This window comes from Paenibacillus sp. J22R3, from assembly GCF_056269305.1.
On sequence record NZ_JBWDNS010000002.1, the window covers coordinates 1,358,859 to 1,378,530 of the forward strand.

The 19,672-nt window shown below is 51.1% G+C and carries 15 protein-coding genes; all 15 read left to right on the forward strand.

Going from position 1 to position 19,672, the window contains the following annotated elements; genetic code table 11:
* Positions 1 to 12: 12 nt before the first annotated feature.
* Positions 13 to 1,704 (forward strand): methyl-accepting chemotaxis protein, encoded by a 1,692-nt coding sequence (locus AC0YN4_RS14095; RefSeq protein WP_475836034.1) that lies wholly within the window; start codon positions 13 to 15, stop codon positions 1,702 to 1,704.
* Positions 1,705 to 1,819: 115 nt separating this feature from the next.
* Positions 1,820 to 4,036, forward strand: coding sequence for an AAA family ATPase (locus AC0YN4_RS14100; protein WP_475836035.1), 2,217 nt, complete (start codon positions 1,820 to 1,822; stop codon positions 4,034 to 4,036).
* A 184-nt stretch (positions 4,037 to 4,220) separates the two neighbouring features.
* On the forward strand, positions 4,221 to 4,757 hold the full coding sequence (locus AC0YN4_RS14105; RefSeq protein WP_475780996.1) for a Pvc16 family protein: 537 nt from the start codon (positions 4,221 to 4,223) through the stop codon (positions 4,755 to 4,757).
* 13 nt (positions 4,758 to 4,770) lie between these two features.
* The gene (locus AC0YN4_RS14110) at positions 4,771 to 5,565 is read left to right on the forward strand and encodes a hypothetical protein (protein ID WP_475836036.1); all 795 of its coding nucleotides are present in this window, start codon (positions 4,771 to 4,773) and stop codon (positions 5,563 to 5,565) included.
* 101 nt (positions 5,566 to 5,666) lie between these two features.
* On the forward strand, positions 5,667 to 7,409 hold the full coding sequence (locus AC0YN4_RS14115; protein ID WP_475780331.1) for a phage tail sheath family protein: 1,743 nt from the start codon (positions 5,667 to 5,669) through the stop codon (positions 7,407 to 7,409).
* A 167-nt stretch (positions 7,410 to 7,576) separates the two neighbouring features.
* Positions 7,577 to 8,011, forward strand: a complete 435-nt coding sequence (locus AC0YN4_RS14120; RefSeq protein WP_090977937.1) for a phage tail protein — start codon at positions 7,577 to 7,579, stop codon at positions 8,009 to 8,011.
* A gap of 152 nt (positions 8,012 to 8,163) precedes the next feature.
* Entirely contained in the window at positions 8,164 to 8,541 is a 378-nt protein-coding gene (locus tag AC0YN4_RS14125; RefSeq protein WP_090977939.1) for a hypothetical protein, read from the forward strand.
* A 20-nt stretch (positions 8,542 to 8,561) separates the two neighbouring features.
* Complete coding sequence (locus AC0YN4_RS14130; RefSeq protein ID WP_256256138.1) at positions 8,562 to 8,735, forward strand: DUF6760 family protein; 174 nt, start codon at positions 8,562 to 8,564, stop codon at positions 8,733 to 8,735.
* Between the two features lie 9 nt (positions 8,736 to 8,744).
* Positions 8,745 to 9,194 (forward strand): phage tail protein, encoded by a 450-nt coding sequence (locus tag AC0YN4_RS14135; RefSeq protein WP_090977943.1) that lies wholly within the window; start codon positions 8,745 to 8,747, stop codon positions 9,192 to 9,194.
* Between the two features lie 49 nt (positions 9,195 to 9,243).
* Entirely contained in the window at positions 9,244 to 13,623 is a 4,380-nt protein-coding gene (locus tag AC0YN4_RS14140) for a hypothetical protein (protein WP_475836037.1), read from the forward strand.
* Positions 13,624 to 13,653: 30 nt separating this feature from the next.
* Positions 13,654 to 14,280, forward strand: a complete 627-nt coding sequence (locus AC0YN4_RS14145; RefSeq protein ID WP_090977947.1) for a CIS tube protein — start codon at positions 13,654 to 13,656, stop codon at positions 14,278 to 14,280.
* Between the two features lie 3 nt (positions 14,281 to 14,283).
* Positions 14,284 to 15,384 (forward strand): phage late control D family protein, encoded by a 1,101-nt coding sequence (locus tag AC0YN4_RS14150; protein ID WP_475780333.1) that lies wholly within the window; start codon positions 14,284 to 14,286, stop codon positions 15,382 to 15,384.
* Positions 15,381 to 16,094, forward strand: a complete 714-nt coding sequence (locus AC0YN4_RS14155; RefSeq protein WP_475780334.1) for a phage baseplate assembly protein V — start codon at positions 15,381 to 15,383, stop codon at positions 16,092 to 16,094. The genes AC0YN4_RS14150 and AC0YN4_RS14155 overlap by 4 nt, the downstream gene beginning before the upstream one ends.
* A gap of 32 nt (positions 16,095 to 16,126) precedes the next feature.
* Positions 16,127 to 16,525, forward strand: coding sequence for a GPW/gp25 family protein (locus AC0YN4_RS14160; RefSeq protein WP_090977953.1), 399 nt, complete (start codon positions 16,127 to 16,129; stop codon positions 16,523 to 16,525).
* Positions 16,526 to 16,550: 25 nt separating this feature from the next.
* On the forward strand, positions 16,551 to 19,634 hold the full coding sequence (locus tag AC0YN4_RS14165) for a baseplate J/gp47 family protein (RefSeq protein ID WP_475836038.1): 3,084 nt from the start codon (positions 16,551 to 16,553) through the stop codon (positions 19,632 to 19,634).
* Positions 19,635 to 19,672: the final 38 nt, after the last annotated feature.

Here is a 19,672-nt window from a genome sequence, read left to right on the forward strand (position 1 = left end):
GGGTAATTTGGTATGAATATTCGTACGAAGCTGCTTGGGTCTTTTGCAATTGTTATTGTTCTGATGGTCACGCTTGGTTTACTTACTTATACGCATATGACTCACACCAAGTCGGCGTATACAGAGATGCTGCAGGATGGGGATATTCGATATCAGCTCAAATCATTGCAGAATACGATTACCGGAATGTCTAACGATGAGCGTGCCTTCCTATTGTCTAAAGATAAGCAGTTTGAAAGTCAAATCGCGGATAAGTACAAAGCAGTTGAAGCTTTGCTTGCGAAGATTCTCGCTAACCCGACTTTAGATGAAGAGAATAAAGAAGCCATTGAACAAATAAAAGTGATGTTTGAGAAATTCTATCAATCCAGTACGCAATCGTTGACGTTTATGAATGCGGGTAAGAGCAAGGAAGCGCTGGAGCTGCATTTGGGCGATGAACGGTCAGAGCGCAAAGACATTGAGACGATTAATGATGCGCTGCTAGCCAGCATCGATTCTGAGATGGCTGCTGATGTCATTGACCGCGATCAAGAGGAGAAAACTCAAAATCTATGGATGTTGAGTCTATTTGTAGCAGCGCTGCTTGCCGCTATTATTCTGGGATTGCTGCTCACTCGCTCCATTACAAGACCGCTTAAAGTAATTAATAACCAGCTCCGTGAAATTGCCGATGGACGCGGCGATTTAAGCCGCGATCTTGAAATTCGCACGCAAGGAGAGCTGGCCGAACTGGCATCATCATTCAATCTCATGATTGCAAATTTAAGATCGATTCTTACCAGAGCAATGGGGACGGCCAAACAAGTGTCATTCTCCTCCGAGCAGCTTAGTGAGAGCGCGGAACAGACCACGCGAGCGACGGAGAATATCGTAGAGGCGACGCAGTTTATTGCCATTCGTGCAGAGCGGGAGCAGGAGCAGCTGGCATCTGCTATCCATGCCATTTCTCGCATGTCCGAGGGTATCGGCAGCGTATCGGAAGCCAATGAGGAAGTAGCCAAGCTTGCATCCGCCGCTTCCGAATCTTCGACGCAGGGGACCCATTCTATTAAAGAAGTGCTTCATGAAATGAAAGATATCCATGAGCACGTACAGGATGCTTCAGGAGTTATTTTATCGCTAGAGAAGCAGTCCCAAGAGATTGGCGGGATAACGAGCATGATCTCTGAAGTGGCTAACCGGACGAACCTGCTCGCGCTTAACGCATCGATAGAAGCGTCTCGTGCCGGGGAGCATGGCAGAGGATTTGCCGTTGTCGCACTGGAGATCCGCAAGCTGGCAGAGCAGTCGAAAGTGTCGGCACAGCAGATTACTGAACTGATCCAAGAGATATTAAGCCGCGTGAATCAGGCTGTTGTGAGCATGAACAATGTATCGAAGAAAGCAAGCAGCGGGCTTATCAAAACAACACAAGTTGACCGGTTATTCCAATCGATCGAAATCAGCATTGAAGCTGTATCTACGCGTGTTCAGAATACGTCTGAGACAACAAGCGAACTAGCGGAATCTAGCCGCAGTATTGTTTGCATGGCGGAGACCGTTGCTGCAGCCAGCAATGAAGTAGCAGCCTCCTGTCAGAACAATTCGGCAGCAACTGAGGAGCAGTTGGCTACGATGGAGGAGATTTCATCTGCTTCCTTGGAGCTGACGAAGCTGGCTGACGATCTGCATGCCGTTCTAAACGGATTTAAGCTTAGCTGATGCCCGGCAGAATGGAATAAACGACTGAAAGAGAGCTCTCGTAGAGAGCTCTCTTTCAGTGTAAGATAGAAGCAGAATGTTGACGAAACTGCACGAATGGAGTCGATAAAGAGCGATGAAGCTACAACCTTATACGAGCGGCTTGGAGCATTGGAGCGACGAGCTTCGTAAGCTCGACCTCATGATAGCATTCAAGCTGCAATGCAAGATAGAACTGGAGGGCGATGAGAACCCGCTGGATCCGATGCGAGGGCTGCTCATTACGGATGATGAAGTGCAGCGTTTGCTCCGGACTAATGGCAATGGTGAAGCGGGGATTATTGGGGAGCTGCCGTCGTCACTTGCAGGAATGCAAGACGAAATTACTGTGCTTAGCGAGGTTATAGCTGAACGGCTCCGCTTAGCCGAAGAAACGGCTGATGGCTGGCAGCCTGCTTTAGCGCTGCTTGTGAGGCGCTTTAACCTCAATCGATTCGAGCAAGCAGTTGTCGTTATGGCCCTTGCGCCGGAGTATAGCCGCAAATACGAGAAGCTGTACGGGTATTTGCAGGATGATGTGACAAATAAGCTGCCGACAGTTGATTTGGCACTTCGGCTGTTATGCGACAGTGAATCGGAGCGTTATTCCGCAAGGTCATCCTTCCAAGCGGATCAGCCGCTGCAGCGCTGGCTGCTCATGGCCGATGAGGGCGATGGAATATCAACGCTTGCGCGGCCGCTGCGGCTGGATGGACGTATCGTTTCATTCTTGCTTGAGGCCGAGTCGTGTGATGGCCGGCTTGAGGGGTGGGTCAATCGTTTTGAAGGTGATGTTGACCGCGAAATAGATGGTGGTGGTGAAGTCGCAGAGCTTCAACCGCTTCTTATCGGCGCATCCAAGCAAGGTGAGATGCGCCGCTTTGCGGAGCTGCATCTTGAGGCAGGCAAACCGGCCGTACTGCATTTGTATGGTGCCGGCGGATCAGGGAAGCAATTGCATGCCAAGCATTTGGCTGCCGCATTGAATCGTCCGTTGCTGCTGCTGCAAGGGGATAGCCTGGAAGCCGAGCGCCTCAAGCCGTCCATGGTTCTGCATCAATTGTTTCGTGAGGCGAAGCTGACAGATGCCATTGTCGGCATTGCCGGAGGCGATCACTTCATGGCTCCGGATGGCAAGCTGGCGATGTATCGTACTGTTATCGAGCAATGGATCCGCCGAAGCGGCGGACTGTTGCTGTGGCTTTCGCGGGAACGTGCTCATTACAGCGAATTGCCTGTGCCGAAACAGTCCGTTATCTACCAGGTGGAGCTGACGCCGCCAACGATTGAAGAGCAGCGAATGCTGTGGCGGATCTGGGGAGAGGAAAGCGCTGCAGCATCCGAATCAGCGGAAGCGATGGCGGATAAATTCAGACTCACTCCCGGGCAAATTAATCGTGCTATTCATGAGGCGAAGCGGCTTGCCGAGCATGAAGGTGCGGATTATACGGAAGAGGTGCATTTCGAGCGGGGGGCAGCTGTGCAGTTGAACCATGAACTAGAGAAGAAAGCGAAGAAGCTGAATCCGCGTTATACGTTCGAGGATCTGATCCTCCCGCATGAGCATCTCGATTTGTTGCGACAGGCTTGCAATATGATGAAGTACCGGCGCGATGTATATGGAACATGGGGATTTGACCGGAAGCTGTCCTATGGCAAAGGACTCAGTATGATGTTCGCCGGACCGCCCGGAACAGGTAAGACAATGGCAGCTGAGGTTGCAGCCAATGAACTGCGACTTGAGGCATACAAAATCGATCTCTCTCAAGTGATTAGCAAATATATCGGGGAGACCGAGAAGAACCTGCATGAAATTTTCAAGGAGGCCCAGCGAACGAATGCCATCCTATTCTTCGATGAGTCTGACGCCCTGTTTGGCAAACGATCTGAGGTAAAAGACGCACATGACAAATATGCCAACGTGGAAACCGCCTACCTGCTTCAGAAGATGGAAGAATACGAGGGTGTCTCCATACTGGCAACTAATTTCCAGCAAAATATAGATGATGCTTTCCTTAGAAGAATCAACATAGTCGTTAAGTTTCCGTTTCCGGACGCCGAGCATCGTGAGAAGCTGTGGCGTACGATGTTCCCAGCAGCGACGCCGCTTGCGAGCGATGTTGATTTCGCTGCCCTGGCTGCCAGAATCGAGGTCGCAGGCGGAAATATCAAGAATATTGTGCTTACGGCAGCCTTCATGGCGGCGGCTGCAGGTCGCCCCGTCGGCATGCGAGAACTGGTCGCTTCCGCACGACAAGAACTGAAAAAAACAGGGAAAATACTTGTAAACAGTGAGTGGGACAGCTTTTTTTAATAATTGGCAGCAATCTAGCAAATTTCCGTGGTCATCCGACATTTTAAGCGATATAATAGGAAAATAGTTTGGTATATTTTGATGAACTTTGTTGAATATTGACGAATTACATATTGCCTGATTTGGCGGCTACGGAGGGATAGTTATCGGGACTTATTCCGCGATCGCAGATGCCGGTGCGTCACTGCTTAAGCTGCTGCGAGAGAATATGACACCGGAACCTGTAGCACAATCCGAACTGATCGGAATGGCATCGCCTGCAGATAAAGGCGATCTTGTTCTATCGCTCTATCTCTATCGAATTACGGAGAACAGCGAGGCTAGGCGCAACGAAATGCAAGCTCGGGGAAGCGGTATGCTGCAATTTCCTCCTATGGCAGTAGATTTGCACTATATCTTGACTCCTTATTCCAGCGCAGATTTGCAGTCTAGGACGCTTGACGAACATGTCATAATCGGACGTGCCATGCAGGTGCTGCATGATAATGCAATCGTTCGCGGGGGCTACTTGCAAGGGTCGCTGGCAGAAAGCAATGAGGAATTAAGGGTTGTCGTGGAATCGCTTCCCGTAGATATTCTGACAGGGCTTTGGAACTTCGGCGATATGCCTTATAAGATGTCACTGCCGATTCGGGTAGGACCGGTGAACGTGGACTCCACCAGATTGAAATCGACTACACGTGTCGTGGAGCGTCATATCAAGCTCGAAGAGAAAGGGTAAGGAGGGCGTTTCTTTGGGAATACACAAGACGCGCTGCTCTGTAGTGCTTCTGCTGCGGGATGCTTATACAGGTTTGAAGCCTGTTCCTTCTTCTGTTTCGCTTCAAGTGGAAGGCGCTCATTTGACCAAACCGATTGTGAAGATGGGAGAAGGGCTTTGGGTATTTACCGATTTGGTGCGGGATCCGGCAATCATCACGATTAACTCGACGATCTATAGCAAGCAGGTGCTCACGATTAATCTGGCAGAGCTTAATCCGCTTGATCCGATCGTTACGGTCTCTCTGCTTCCCGGACGTTCATATCCGCTGCCTCCTGATGCCACTGTATTGACAGGGCGATTGCATAGTGCAGCAGGGAAGTCCCTTGAAGGCATTGCGGTGCGGGCCGCTCTCTGTGACGAGCGCGGCGCGAAGGCCAGACTTACTGCTGATGCATTACCCGGTTCAACCGAAATTGAAACGGCTCCGATACTCGGAAAGGTATCCGAAGGCGATCGTTATGAGATTCGCAGCAGAGATGGGCAAGTAATAGAAGAATGTGAAATTGGAGGCTTCGGTGCGGATCGACGTAAAGTTAAGTTATCCAATCCGCTTCAATCCTCCGTCCCCAGAGGAAGCTTGCTGCTGCCGATTATAACCGCAATTTGTGATGCTTCAGGTGAGTTCCGTATCGTGTTTCGTCATCCGATGGCTAGTTCGACGCTTAAGGTTGAGGTTAGCGTCAACAGTCAACGGCTCAAACATGAGAGCGTACATAACCTTCAAGCAGGACGAAATCCAATTCTAGATCCATTAATTCTTACATAGAGCAACATCTGACCTGTGTGTAGGTTCATTGATGCCGTCCAGTGCCTTAGGTGCGGGGTATCAGTTTATCTTAAATAAAGTAAAGTAAGCGGGAGGGGCATATGGCAGAATATTTGTCGCCTGGAGTGTATGTCGAAGAGTTTGAGAGTGGTGCTCAGCCGCTTGAAGGGGCAAGCACAAGCACGGCCGGATTTATTGGTCTTGCGCAACGCGGTGCCGTGGAAGGCTTGCCGCAGCTCGTAACAAGTATCGCTGAATTCCAGCGGGTGTTCGGCTCTTACTTGTCCGAGAATGCTTTCGGATCGTATCGTTTTCTAGCTTACGCAGTGGATCAGTTCTTTACGAACGGGGGCTCACGTTGTTATGTCATGCGCGTAGCACCTTCGGATGCTAAGCCAGCCAGCAACACTACACCGGAATCGGCAGTTCTTGCGCTTACGGCTAAGAACCCGGGTGCGTGGGGCAATCAGATTCGCGTCGGAATCGTTCCGTCAAGCAAAGCAAAGACACAAATTTATGAAGTGCTCGGTACGCCGGGCGAGTCGAAGCGTTACCGCGTCAAGAACAATGCTGGCTTTAACCCCGGCGATGTTGTTGCATTCGATGACGGCACAGGCAAGCAATACAATCGCATCCTCTCCTCACAAGACAACCTAATCGAGCTTGAGTCACCGCTTTCCGGAGAAGCAGATGTTGTAGACAACCAGCTGCTTCCGACTAAAGTGCTTACGACAAGCGAGTTTACGATTCATATTTTCTCCGGCGACGAAATCGAGACCTTCGAGAAGCTGTCGCTGAACGTATCCGCAGCAAACCATGTAGTCAAAATTCTGGCCCGTTCCGGTATCGTAACGGCGCAAGATTTGAGCCAAGGTACTGCAGGAGAAGCGATAGCGCCTTTCACTGTCATCAGCGGATTGCCTGAAGAAGCGGGCAAATACGATGTAATCTTCGGCGGTGGCAGCGACGGCTCCCTTGCTAATCTTAGCGCAGGCGACTTTATGGGTGAAGACCGTGGTCCTGGTAAGAGAACGGGTATTCAGGCATTCATCGATAACGACGTTGTCAGCATTATGGCTGTACCAGGTGTAACAGATCCTAACGTACAATTGGCACTCGTTGCCCATTGTGAGAATCTTGGCAGCCGCTTTGCCATTCTTGATATCCCGCGTGAGAAAACAAAAGTAGCGGACGTTATGACGCACCGGAATATCTTCGATTCCAGCTATTGTGCGATGTACAATCCTTGGCTGCAGGTGTTTGATCCGCTGGACAAACGCAATATATTCATTCCGCCATCCGGTACGGTTGCGGGGATTTACTCCCGTTCCGATCAGACGCGCGGCGTCCAGAAAGCTCCGGCCAACGAAGTGCTTCGCGGCGTAGTGGGCTTGGAAGTGCAATACAACAAAGGGGAGCAGGACATTCTGAACCCGGCTGGCGTTAACTTGATCCGTCATTTCACAGGTCAAGGCACGCGCGTATGGGGTGCACGCACCTGTTCGTCCAATGGCTTATGGAAATATGTCAACGTACGCCGCTTGTTTATTTTCTTGGAGGAATCCATCAAGAACGGCACGAACTGGGTCGTCTTTGAACCGAACAATGATCAGCTGTGGGCACGTGTACAACGGACAATTGACGCCTTCTTGACACGCGTTTGGCGTGACGGCGCTTTGCTTGGGAACAGTGCATCGGAAGCGTTCTACATTAACATTGGCCGCGAAACGATGACGCAGGATGATATCGACAACGGCCGACTTGTTTGCGTAATCGGTGTCGCACCTGTGAAACCGGCAGAGTTCGTTATATTCCGCATCACTCAGAAAACCGGCTCCGAATAGACGATTGGTTTGCGTGTACGATCCAAAGATCGGACATGCAGCATTCGTCAGTTGACGATTGGTTTGCGTGCACGATCCAAAGATCGGACATGCAGCATTCGTCAGTTATAGCAGTACGGCACTTTGAGTGAGAGCAGTTCAGATCATTTTGATGGAAGGGGATAACCATGCCAGGCGAACGCAATGATCCATACCGCAATTTTAGATTCCGAATTGAAATTGAAGGCATTCAACAAGCCGGCTTCAGCGAAGTATCCGGATTTGAAGCGTCTCTTGACGTAATCGAATACCGTGAAGGCAATGAAGTCATCACTCCGCGCAAACTTCCGGGCCTAGCGAAATACGGCAATATTTCTCTTAAATGGGGCTCGACAGATTCCATGGATCTGTACGATTGGATGCAGGAGTGCATCGAAGGAACGATTGAGCGCAAAACCGTAACGATTATCGCCATCGATGAAGAAGGCGGCGACGTTGCTACTTGGCAGGTTATTGAAGCATGGCCGGTGAAATACTCCGCTCCAAGCTTTAACGGTACTGGCGCTGAAGTAGCGATTGAATTCGTGGAATTGGCGCATGAAGGCATGACACGCACAGCATAACAGCAACGCTAATACAGAAGCTTTTTGACGAGAACAAGGGATGGATGCGGGCGTATATAAGCTCCGCTCATCTCTTGTTTTCCGCTTCTGCCTCGTTCATGGTGTATCTTGGTAATTTGCAATTTGATGAAAGATAACGGAGGGAACCAAGCATGGCGTTTCAAACGGAATATGAATTTGAGCTCCCTCGGGGCTACGTAGACGATAATGGCACGCTGCACAAGCGCGGCGTCATTCGGCTTGCTACTGCAGCTGATGAAATTTTACCGATGCGCGATCCGCGCGTTCAACAAAACCCGGGTTACTTGACTGTCATTTTACTTGCTCGCGTCATCACGCGATTAGGTGATTTGAAGCATATTGATACGAAAATTATCGAGCGGCTGTTCACGGCTGATCTCGCTTACTTACAGCATGTATACCGCCAAATCAATGACATGGAAGCACCGAAGGTGCATACCGCTTGCCCGAAATGCGAGCATGATTTTGAGGTGGATGTGGATTTTTTGTCCGTAACGGAAAGCCTTTAACGGGCTATCCGATCGAGAAGTTGTATGAGGAATCTGGTTTTATCGCGTATTACTTTCACTGGCCGCATGATGACATCATGAATATGGAGCATCGGGAGCGGCGGCGATGGTGTGAGGAAATTTCGCGAATTAACCGGAAGCTGAATGACGATTCCGAGAAACCGAACGTATTTGATGTGTTTAAGAAGAGGTGACGATAGCGATTGAGTGCTGCAGCGCATGGAGTTAATGTCGTCGGAGGCGTGTTTCGTTTCTGGGTAGAGCTGGACGGGATTCTTGCAGGCGGTTTCACCGAGGTCAGCGGTTTGGAAGCTGAGGTTGAAATTGAAGAATTTCGCGAAGGCGGTCAGAACGGTTTTGTTCATAAGCTGCCTAAATCGACCCGATTCTCACCTATTATGCTAAGACGAGGCATTACAAGCTCCAGCAGTTTATGGGATTGGTATGCGGGCGTCATGGCAGGCAAAGTGGTTCGCAAGAGCGGTTCCATTATTTTGCAGCATTTGTCGGGTGAAGAGCTTTGTAGATGGAATTTCTTTGATGCCTATCCGGTGAAATGGAGTGGACCTACATTGAATGCATCGCAGAGTGATGTGGCGATTGAAACGTTGGAGCTAGTTCATAACGGGCTGAAGACCATTTATAAGAAGTAAATCGTAATGGAAGAGAGTCAGTGCGTACAGACCGGAAGGGGGCGAGCGAATGAGACGAGGACAACACGGGGGAATAGGGAAGCCGCTGCAATTGCGACAGGACGGGCCAGAGGCAAATCAGGCTTTCGGAGCTTCCATCCGTGATAAGTATCGTTTCGTACGCCGTGACCAGTGGGGACGATTACCGTTAACGCTTCGCGAGTCTGATTCCGGAGGAGAGACCCTTCCTCAATTACCGCCGACGATTCTACAGCAAATTGCTTTGAAACTGCAGCTGCTCATGCCACTCAACGTGCAATGGGAAGCGAAAGAGCGCGAATGGCTGACGCTGGCGCAGAAGATCATCCGCCAGGCTGCTGTGCAAGTTAGGCAGGAGTCTGAGCGAAAGGCGATCGCCAATCATGAAGCGAACGAACGGCTGATTACGGGTTCGATCGGGACAAGATTGGATGTTCGAACACTGGATCGTAGGTCCGAGCGAGTGCGGAAGGAAATCAGCTCCGATGGTGCTGCTGCTGCGAAGGCAGAACAAGTTAAAGCGGAGCGGACGGATGCAGGTAACGCTAAGGGAGCGAAGCAACGGAGCGAGCTGTCCAGGGAGGATGCGGCACGGACGGAGCAATTGAAGCCGGAAGAGGCGCGGGTTAAGTCGCTGCGAGCGGATGAAGCACGGACTGAGCAAGCGCAGGCGGAACTAGCGCGAACGGAGCAGGTGCAGGCAAATCTAGCGCGAACAGAGCAGTCACGTGCGGATGTGATACGGTCTGAGCGGGCGAAGTTGGATGAAGCGCGTTCGGAGCAGGCGCATGCGGATGCGAGACGGACGGAGCAATCACGATCAGAAACGACACCAGTAGAGCGTGCTGGGTCAGCGAAGGTTGAGCTTCAAGGTTCGAATCGAGCAAGAGGTGACGATAGCGTTCGCGTGTTAGCTAATCAGGTTTCGCTAGATCAGGACAATCGCGTAGCTGATTTGTTCGGTGATGTGCTGGACTGGACGGAAACGAAGCGAATGGCAGGCAGACTCCGAGCAATAGCTGCTTCACCGGTAATCGGTCAGCGCCTGGCACAGGAGGATGAAGGGAAGGCAGCTGTTCTATTGCTTCAAATCGGGTCACTGCTAAACCGATATGCCGGAATGCGTATGTCAAATGCGCCTCGAAACATCGTAACAGGAAGCCCGAGTCCTACAATGAAGTCCGAGGATGAATCCGAGGTGAAGGCTGGTAAAGTTCGAGGGCAACTGAATTGGCAGACACAGAAGCCGTTATGGCAGCGTGATGCCAGTGGCATGGTTTGGCGGATGACCTCTATCGGCGAGCACAATCAACAGCCCAATTGGATGGAAGGCGCAGTTCGCGTCTTGCTTGGGCGCATCGGAGATGCAGGATTGCCTTTAGCCGCTGCGCTGGCTGCACGTGATGAGAAAGCGAAGCAAGCACTACCTATCGTGCAAGATCGTCAACAAGCTGCTTCTAGAACTACTCGTTCAGCAGCTATACGACATCAAGATGCGCAACAATCTTCCGAATTACCGCGAGCAGAGAACACGATCGCCAGTCTACCAGCTGGTACTAGACAAGTATCTACGGATACCAACAAGACGGTGCCGAATGAGGGAATAGCCCTTTCAGAAACACTGCAGCGGCGACCGTTAGATTCTACTGCGAAGCGCGAGCAACGATTAAATCGCAAACCGGTAACGATGACACTCCGCAGAAGGTTGGGGGAATCAGTTTCCACCGACACATCCTTGACGGCTGAGAGGCTGTCTATGGTTCGCAGGTCTGTGAAGCAGTTTCATGTGACTCCTATTCAGCAATTGAATAACAATCAAACTGCTGATAGATGGGTTCATCCTGTGCTTGCAATGATACAGCGCAGAAACGCAGCAGGTTTCGATAGTCCTATCGCGCTGCCGCTGTCAGGGAAGAGAATTCAAGTTATTCAAACTGCTTCGGCCAGAACGAATTCGCTAAGAAAGAATTCGCTAAGAACGAATTCAGAACTTCACAACGCAGTTCGTCGAGAGCTTCAGACGGTTCATGGAAAACTTATCGTTTCACAAATGAGAATAATAGCTCCAACGCATATTCTACATCGTGATCGGCCTAGCACTTCCTTCTCGGTCAATCGAGATCATACAGCGTTACCGGCTGCGAAATCCGGGCCACTTGAACAGTTGACATCGAGTAGTGCTTCGACAAACGGTTCCGAAACTAAACCTTCTAACCAAGTGATTATAGCAAAATCAAGCCGAGTAACTGAATTAGACAGATTGAATCTACCGAACAACAACAAACGACAAATATCCAGCGCTCTTCCTGCCGATGAGACACCTTCCAAACAAACAAACATAGGGCCTTCGGCAAAAGGTGCATTAACGGATGGGGCAAAATGGGGCACGATCCTGTTTGTCAATCGCCTTCGCTTATTAACCGTGACAACTCCAACAACGCCGGGGGGCGTTCGTACGGAACGGATTGTCAATCGTCTATCAGCGAACACTACGAAACCGAAATCATCACATATGGATTCGGCTCTCTCAGAGAAGCAGAACAAAACAAAGAAGTTCGATCGTAGAGACAAACAGCAGGTTGTGGATGCGCCATCCATAGATTTCACAGGCAATAAGGAAAGTATAAGGGTCCCGATTCAACCGAAAGTTGAAGCTCAGAACGATCTCGCAGAATGGGATAAGGTGCTGGAGCGAGCCCGCGGCACACTTGCCGAAAGAGTACGCAAAGCAGGTGATCAGGGATTGATGCTGGTTCAACGGAGCAGTTCTGTTGAAACGACTTCAAGGGATCTTACGCAGCCAGAAGCGAGAAACCAAACTGGCAGCAGTGCAGATAAGACGGAGTTGAAGCCTCCATCAAAGACTAGTAGAACTACTATGAATCAAGTGCAGTTCAATGATGGAAGAGAGATAAAAGCAGCATCTGCAAGGGGATCACTTGTTGAGCGCGCTCGCAACGCCGGAAACAAAAGCTTGGTACTCGTACAGCGTCGTCCTATCACACAGACAGGTGCGAACACAACTGTTATTGCGGCGAAGCAACGGCATTCACATGGCGCTTCAGTTCAACAAAGTCATATTGTTCAACCAATAGGCACTAACCAAGCATCTGTTTCGGAGCATCAAACTAAGGAACAGCAAAGAAGCGACGGACGAACGAATGCTCAAGCAATGCCGACTTCGGATTCGAATCTATCGATTTCCGACCCAGCCCTACCGCTCGTTCAACGACGAGCAATTTCACCGACTGCATCGAATGTAACTGACATAGAATCCCGATCTTTAGGGAGAATCATCTATAGATCCGGTAAGCTGATGCAACAAGCTATCATTAGGGAACAGCCTAACGGATTAAATCAACCCGGTGCAGCGAAATTCGCAGGCAGACTGGTTCAGCGCCGGCAAAGTACTCAACACGGTAAAGCAGATACCGCAGATTATGGAGCCTCACGTTCCATTCTAGTACAGCGCCGTCAAGCAGCGCCGGCTTCGATAGAATCGCATTCAACGGAAGCAGCTGCTGCCAGCAAAGCATCGCAGGTTGTCTATCAATCGAAGACAGTTACGACGCGAAGAGACGGTTCGCAGCCAAGCGGCGATGAGCTGGTACAACGTCGCGCGGCTACGCAATCTGAAGGCGATGGCGCTGCGATAATCCACGGCCGAGCTACATCACCAGCCAGCGCCGGTCGCGCACAGCAAACAATGCCAAACCAATCGGCCTCTTCTGCACCGTTGCAGCGAGCGGTCTTAACAACAACGGGGAGAATGCTTCAGCATCGCATGATTGCTCAAGCACCAAGGGTGATCGGAACGAGGTCAGCCGCGACGTCACGGATTCCGGCTTCAGAGCGGAACGCAGCTTCAACGAACCCGCCAGCGGCTGCCGCGACACTGGCAGTCACTGCAGCAACAGCAGCCAGACAAGCCGGTGTTCTCATTCAGCGACAAACGGCTGCACGAACTGAGACAGCTATGACACCGTTCAAACCTGCTAGTTTACTAGTGAATCATCAAGCAGTGCCGAAGCAAATGATGCCATCGACGCAAGCTCCGTTAACTCAGCGGCAAATGGACTCACAATCTAAGTCTGCGAAACTGCCGGCTCAGCCTACGCTTCATTACGCTGCGAAGCCTTCAACTCAGGCGGAGCCGGATTTCACGAGGAGCATCTCTTCGCCGGTGATGCAGCATCATGCTTCCAAGGCTGCGGCCGCAGCCGCGGCAGCCGAAACGGTGAGGCAAAGCGTTGCTGCGATGAAGCCTCCGCCAGCGCCGACCATCGACGTGAAGCAGGTTCAGCAGATGCTGATGAATATGCCGCAGATGCAGCCGGATGCGATCGCGGATAAAGTGTTTAAAGTTTTCGAGAAGAAAATGAAATTCGAACAGCGAAGAAGTGGTTACTAGCGATAACGGGATAGGAGGAGCGAATGCGGTATGGCACTGAAGAAAGCAAAAATCATCGTCACAAAAGGCACGGGCCAAGAGCAGCTTGAAGTGCTGTTCAATCCCGCCGAATATTCATTGGAATCGGCTAACAATTTTGCATGGCAGACCATACCGGGGCTGCAAACTCCGATTGCCCAATTTATTAGCGGCGAAGCGACTACGCTTAGCATGGACCTGTTCTTCGATACGTACGAGAAAGCAACGGATGTCCGTTTGCTTACGGCAAAGGTATCCAGGCTGCTTGATGTCGATAAAGATTTGCATGCACCTCCGAGCTGCCGATTCGTATGGGGCTCGTTGGATTTTAAAGGCGTAGTAGAACGGGTATCGCAGAAGTTTACGATGTTTCTGGATTCCGGTCTTCCTGTTCGAGCAACGCTGAACGTTACCTTTCGTGCCCTGCAAAGCATGAAGGAGCAGTATCAGAATATTCCGCGCCAGTCCGCTGACCGGACCAAGCAGAAGACGCTGAAGCAAGGGGACCAGCTCTGGATGATCGCTGCCGAGGAGTACGAGGATCCGGGTGAATGGCGGGCCATTGCGGAAGCGAACGGGATCGACAATCCAAGACAGCTGCGAACCGGCCGCAAAATTATCGTTCCGAGGTTGGACTAGCTTATGGCAGACGTAAAGTTTGATAACAGCACCTATCAATTTGACACGCTGGAGCAGAAGTACCGCAATTTTTTTGCGCCTGCTTTTGAGATTGTGATTGATGGCAACAGCATGATTCGGCAAAGTGTAGCCATTTCGTCGGTCAAAGTAAATACGACGGTAAATCAGAAGGCGGACTCCTTTCATTTTACGGTTCAGAACGCATTCGATCCGGTTCGCCGTGAATTTCAATGGATTAACAGCTTCCTGGCAGTCGGCAAGTACGTTGAGATTAAGATGGGCTACACCGATAAGCTGGAAACGGTGTTCTACGGCATTATTACGTCTGTAGATCTGGAGTATCCGTCAGACGGCAATCCGACTGTAAGCGTCTCGGGTATGGATATCTCTTTCCTCATGATGAAGGGCTCCCACTCGAACTCCTGGAAAGAGAAGAAGGACAGCGACGTGGTGAAGGTAATCGGGGCTAAATATGGCGCGAAGCTGTCTGTGGATGCAACGACAGTGATGAGGCCGATCATCGAGCAAATTCGGATGACGGATTATCAGTTTCTGAAACAGCTGGCTAAGTCGAACGATTACGATTTTTTTGTCGTGGGCAAGACGCTGTATTTTCGCGAATCGAAGAACTCCAAGACGCCGGTCATTACGCTCATGTATGGGAAAAACTTGCGCAGCTACTCCACCAGCGTTGATATATCCAATCAGGTGAGCCAAGTGATCGTCAGAGGGTTTGATCCGAAAACGTCCACGGCTATCGAAGCTAATTCCGGTCAAGTCGACATCATTGGTTCGAATTCCCGTACAGGGAAGGACATTATGCGCGCGCTTGCGGACTATACCAAGGAATATGTGTACACCAATGCAACGACGATGCAGGAAGCGCAGGATCTGGCAGATGCGATGATGAATGAACGGGCAATGGATTTGGTCACAGGCTCAGGCGAGAGTATCGGGATTCCGGAAATTCGTGCGGGCCGCTATATCAAACTGGATGGGCTTGGCGCAAAATTCAATCAACCGATGTATCTCACCGAAGTCAGCCACTCCATCTCCGCATCCGGATATACGACAAGCTTTGAGGTAGGGGGAAATGCAATATGAGTAACGGCATGTACGGCGGCGGCTCCGGCGGTTCAGGCGGTATTGAAGGGGTTATGCTTGCAGTCGTCACGAATAATAAGGACCCTGACAAAATCGGCCGCGTGAAGCTCAAATTTCCGCATCGCGAAATTACGCAAGAGACAGACTGGGTGCGCTGCCTTACCTTTATGGGGGGCAAAGACAGAGGAAGCTTGTTCGTTCCCGAAGTAAACGATGAGGTGTTGGTCGCGTTTCATATGGGCGATTTCAATCAGCCGTATGTCATCGGTTCGTTGTGGAACAAGAGCAATCCGGCACCGGCAGGCGATGAGAACAACAATATCCGCAAGATTAAATCGAAAGCGGGACATGAGTTTATTTTCGACGATACGTCCTCCAAAGAGAAAGTAACGCTGCAAACCAAGAAAGGCAGCAAGATCGAATTTACGGACAGCACCGAGGAAATCAAACTGACCGACAAAAGCGGCAAAAACAATCTCACCATCGCGGGAAGCGGCTCGGGAAAGCTGACCTTAACGAGCTCGTCCACCAAGATCGAAATATCCGGCACCGGCGATGTGACGATATCGAGTTCGAAAGAAGTCACGATTAAATCGACGCAGATCAAGATAGAAGCTAGTGCAGCACTGAACCTTAAAGGCGGCGGCACCGTCGATATCAAGTCTGACGGCATCGTCAACATTAAAGGCGCAATGGTCAAAATCAATTAGGCTGCGATAGGCAGAAGAGGGGGAAGGCGGTCATGGCATCATTTCTGGGTAGAGGCTGGAAATTTCCCATCGAAGTCGACTCCACCACGGGACGAATCAAGACGGCCGAGAAAGAAGACGATATCGCGGAGGCCATTCGCATTATACTGTGGACGAATAAAGGGGAGCGTGTCATGCGGCCTGATTTTGGCTGCGGCATTCACGAGTTCGTGTTCGAGACGACGGACGAAACGACGCTGCGATTATTGGAGACAAACATTCAAGAGGCGATCCGAATCTGGGAGCCGCGCGTACATGAGGTCGAGGTTCACGCGGAGCATGACGGTGCTGAAGCCGGCAAGCTGCTGCTCCATATTTCGTATGTCGTCCGGAGCACGAACAATCTATTCAATCAGGTCTACCCTTTCTATTTGGAGGAAGGAACGAAGTAGATGACAAAGGGTGGAGCAGGAGACCATGATGAACAATACCCGAAGCGGGGCAGGCGCGCCGCAGGCAATTGATAAGCGCGATCTGGCTGCTCTTGCCCGCTGGATGAAGGAGACAGCCCCTTTCTATACCCCGGAGTGGCGATTCTCGCCTGAAGACCCGGACCCCGGCACGGCACTATTCTATTTGGCGGCGAACATGCTGCAAGAGAATGCGAAACGGCTTAACCGGACGCCGGAGAAGAACTTTATTGCGTTCCTTAACATGCTGGAAACGAAGCTTCAGTCGGCGCGGCCTGCACGAACCCATGTTGTATTTCGAATTAATGAAGGGGCCACGGAGCCGGTATGGATTCCGCGCGGAACGCAATTAACAGCTCCATCACCAAGCGGTGGCGATGAGCTTCTCTTCGAGAGTGAGCGGGCCATGCTCGTAACGCCGGCTAAACTGACAGATGTCATAAGCATTAGTCCGGCACTAGATGCAATAACGTTATCCGCGGAATCGTATACGGAGAAGCTTGCCGAGGGAAAAGGTGAAGTGCCGCTCTTCCAGGCAGCCTACGGCATGAACCTGCAGGAGCACGCCATCTACTTCCGTGAGGATGACCTGTTCTTAGCGACCCATCCTGCGACAATCCGTGTGAATCTGTTCCATTCCGCGAAGAAGTATAAACAGCCTCAGCTGGCTGCTGCTATGGCAGATACGGAGCTGCTGGAATGGACGTATCATTCCGAAGGCGAATGGGTTCCTTTTGACGAAATTACGAGTGCGGGAAACACGGTTTCCTTACATAAAACAGTGGTTCGACCGATCGATCCGGTGGAAATCGGCGGCGTCGAAGGCCGTTATATCCGCTGCAGGCTGAAAGTGATGGATGCGAGCGCTAATCCGCTTCTGGCTCAAGACTTGGAGCTGGATCAGTTGTCGTTAACATCAGCCTTCGACCCGAACCAAGGTGTTGACGGCATTCCGCCAACGATGCTCATTCATAATGATATGGAGCTGAGCCATGACGGATTTTATCCGTTCGGTGAGCATTTTGCGCCGTATTCGACCTTTTATATCAGCAGTGAGGAAGCATTGTGCAAACGGGATGGCAGGCTTGATCTAAGCTTCAGGATGAAAACATTGCCGAGTGCCCTGCGCACGGCGCCGGACCCAGAAATTCGTTGGCGCATGATTATGCGTCGTACGGAGCTGGAGAAGAAGGATCCGCCGAAAATTCGGATTCAGCGTGTCCTATGGGAGTATTGGAACGGCAGCGGATGGGTACGAATTCCCGGAAGCGAACGTTATGAGAGCTTGTTTAGCGAGCTGCCCGAGCATGAAGACCTGAACTGCAACGTTTCCCTGCATTGCCCTCAGGATTTAGAGCAAACCTTCGTCAATGCACAGTTTGACTATTGGATTCGTGTACGTGTCGTCGCGATGGACAACATGTACGCACCGGAAATGATTTATGTCACGCCGTGGATGGATGAATTGAAGCTCCGATACCATTACGAGGACCGCACTTTCCCGGCAGCATCCGCTATCGTGTTCAATAATGCGGCAATGAGAGAAGTGACGAGAGAAGCAAGCGGCGGCGGCAAGCCGTTTCGGCCATTTGACCCCATTGATTGCAGCTATCCTGCTGTTATATTCGGATTTGATTCGCCTCCGCTAAAAGGGCCGATTACCATGCAGGTTTCGCTGCAGCCAGCGAAGTGGGACGCTTCGAAGCGGCCATGGATCGAGTGGGAGGCGCTCGTTCGCGAAGGTACATCGGTACATTGGAAGCCATTATCCGTCATCGATGAGACGAACGGATTCACAGAAAGCGGACTCGTACAATTTGCAGGCCCGCCGGAGCTCCATCAGACGCTGCTCTATGGCAGAGAACGCTATTGGTTACGTGCTGTCAACCGCGACGGTTGTTATGATTTAGAGGACCAAGCGAAACCTGCTGCAAAGCGGCTGGATATGAACGCCGTTCAAGTGCTGCAGCAGCGAACGATTACCGGAGAAACGCCGGAGCGAACTCGCGGTGTCTATCGATTATCCAGATCGCCGGTCATCGCGGAGGAAGTTTGGGTCGATGAAACCGAGACGATGCCTATGCATGAATTAGAAGAGAAGCTGTCGCTGGTACCTGCTGATATCGAGGTCTTATATGACAGTGAAGGCCAAGTGCAGCGCGTATGGGTTAAATGGAGCGGGGTAGAATCGTTCCTCACTTCATCTGCAATGAATCGTCATTATGTACTCGACGGTTCTGCAGGAACCATTACCTTCGGTGAAGGAATTAGAGGTCGCGCCGTCCCAGGCGGCGGTCCGGACAGTATTCGAGTGAATTACAAAGTGACGGCAGGAGCAGAAGGCAATGTCGGGGCAGGTGAGATTACAGGATTGCTGCAATCCATCGCGTTCATAGCCGGTGCAACCAATCCAAGTGCAGCCGGTGGAGGCTGCCATACAGAGCACCTCGAGGCAGCATTGCTTCGCGGACCGCAGCGACTGAAGCATCAAGGTCGCGCCGTAACGGCTGAGGACTTCGAATGGCTGGCAAGAGAGGCGTATCCGGGGCTCGCTAAAGTGAAATGTCTGCCCAATCGGAACGTTCATCTGGAGCGCAGCCTAGGCTCGATTACATTAGTAGCATTATCGGAGCCGGGCGATTCCGGTTTCGCGCTGTTTCCCGCGTTGAAACGCCAAATCGAAGCATATTTGATCGAACGTGCTGCTAACACGGTTTCTCATCTGCCGTCGGTTCAAGTCATTGCGCCGGCATTTCTATATGTATCTGTTACGGTTTCCGTTACAGTCGAGTCGCTTGACGATGTGCTGCCTACAGAGGCAGCGTGCCAAACAAGACTTGCGCAATTTCTGGATCCAATACGAGGTAAGCTGGACGGACGAGGCTGGGAGATTGGCGAAACCTTGCATGAATCGCTCTTCTATTCCCTGCTTAAATCTGTTCGTGCAATCAAAAATATCGATAAACTCTACATCTCCATGCTGAAGGCGGAAGACGGCACAACCATCGAAATTGATCCGTCCAAGCAATCCATGTACCCGCATGCTTTACTCTGCAGCGGCACGCATACCGTGAAAGTAACAACGAGCTAATACCAGCGTGCCTTCCGGCACCGAACAAGAAAGGAGGT

What these genes read in the sequence shown, in the direction of transcription:
- AC0YN4_RS14095 (WP_475836034.1), top strand. Translation starts at nt 13, where the DNA reads ATGAATATTCGTACGAAGCTGCTTGGGTCTTTTGCAATTGTTATTGTT.
- AC0YN4_RS14100 (WP_475836035.1), top strand. Translation starts at nt 1,820, where the DNA reads ATGAAGCTACAACCTTATACGAGCGGCTTGGAGCATTGGAGCGACGAG.
- AC0YN4_RS14115 (WP_475780331.1), top strand. Translation starts at nt 5,667, where the DNA reads ATGGCAGAATATTTGTCGCCTGGAGTGTATGTCGAAGAGTTTGAGAGT.
- AC0YN4_RS14120 (WP_090977937.1), top strand. Translation starts at nt 7,577, where the DNA reads ATGCCAGGCGAACGCAATGATCCATACCGCAATTTTAGATTCCGAATT.
- AC0YN4_RS14125 (WP_090977939.1), top strand. Translation starts at nt 8,164, where the DNA reads ATGGCGTTTCAAACGGAATATGAATTTGAGCTCCCTCGGGGCTACGTA.
- AC0YN4_RS14140 (WP_475836037.1), top strand. Translation starts at nt 9,244, where the DNA reads ATGAGACGAGGACAACACGGGGGAATAGGGAAGCCGCTGCAATTGCGA.
- AC0YN4_RS14145 (WP_090977947.1), top strand. Translation starts at nt 13,654, where the DNA reads ATGGCACTGAAGAAAGCAAAAATCATCGTCACAAAAGGCACGGGCCAA.
- AC0YN4_RS14150 (WP_475780333.1), top strand. Translation starts at nt 14,284, where the DNA reads ATGGCAGACGTAAAGTTTGATAACAGCACCTATCAATTTGACACGCTG.
- AC0YN4_RS14155 (WP_475780334.1), top strand. Translation starts at nt 15,381, where the DNA reads ATGAGTAACGGCATGTACGGCGGCGGCTCCGGCGGTTCAGGCGGTATT.
- AC0YN4_RS14160 (WP_090977953.1), top strand. Translation starts at nt 16,127, where the DNA reads ATGGCATCATTTCTGGGTAGAGGCTGGAAATTTCCCATCGAAGTCGAC.
- AC0YN4_RS14165 (WP_475836038.1), top strand. Translation starts at nt 16,551, where the DNA reads ATGATGAACAATACCCGAAGCGGGGCAGGCGCGCCGCAGGCAATTGAT.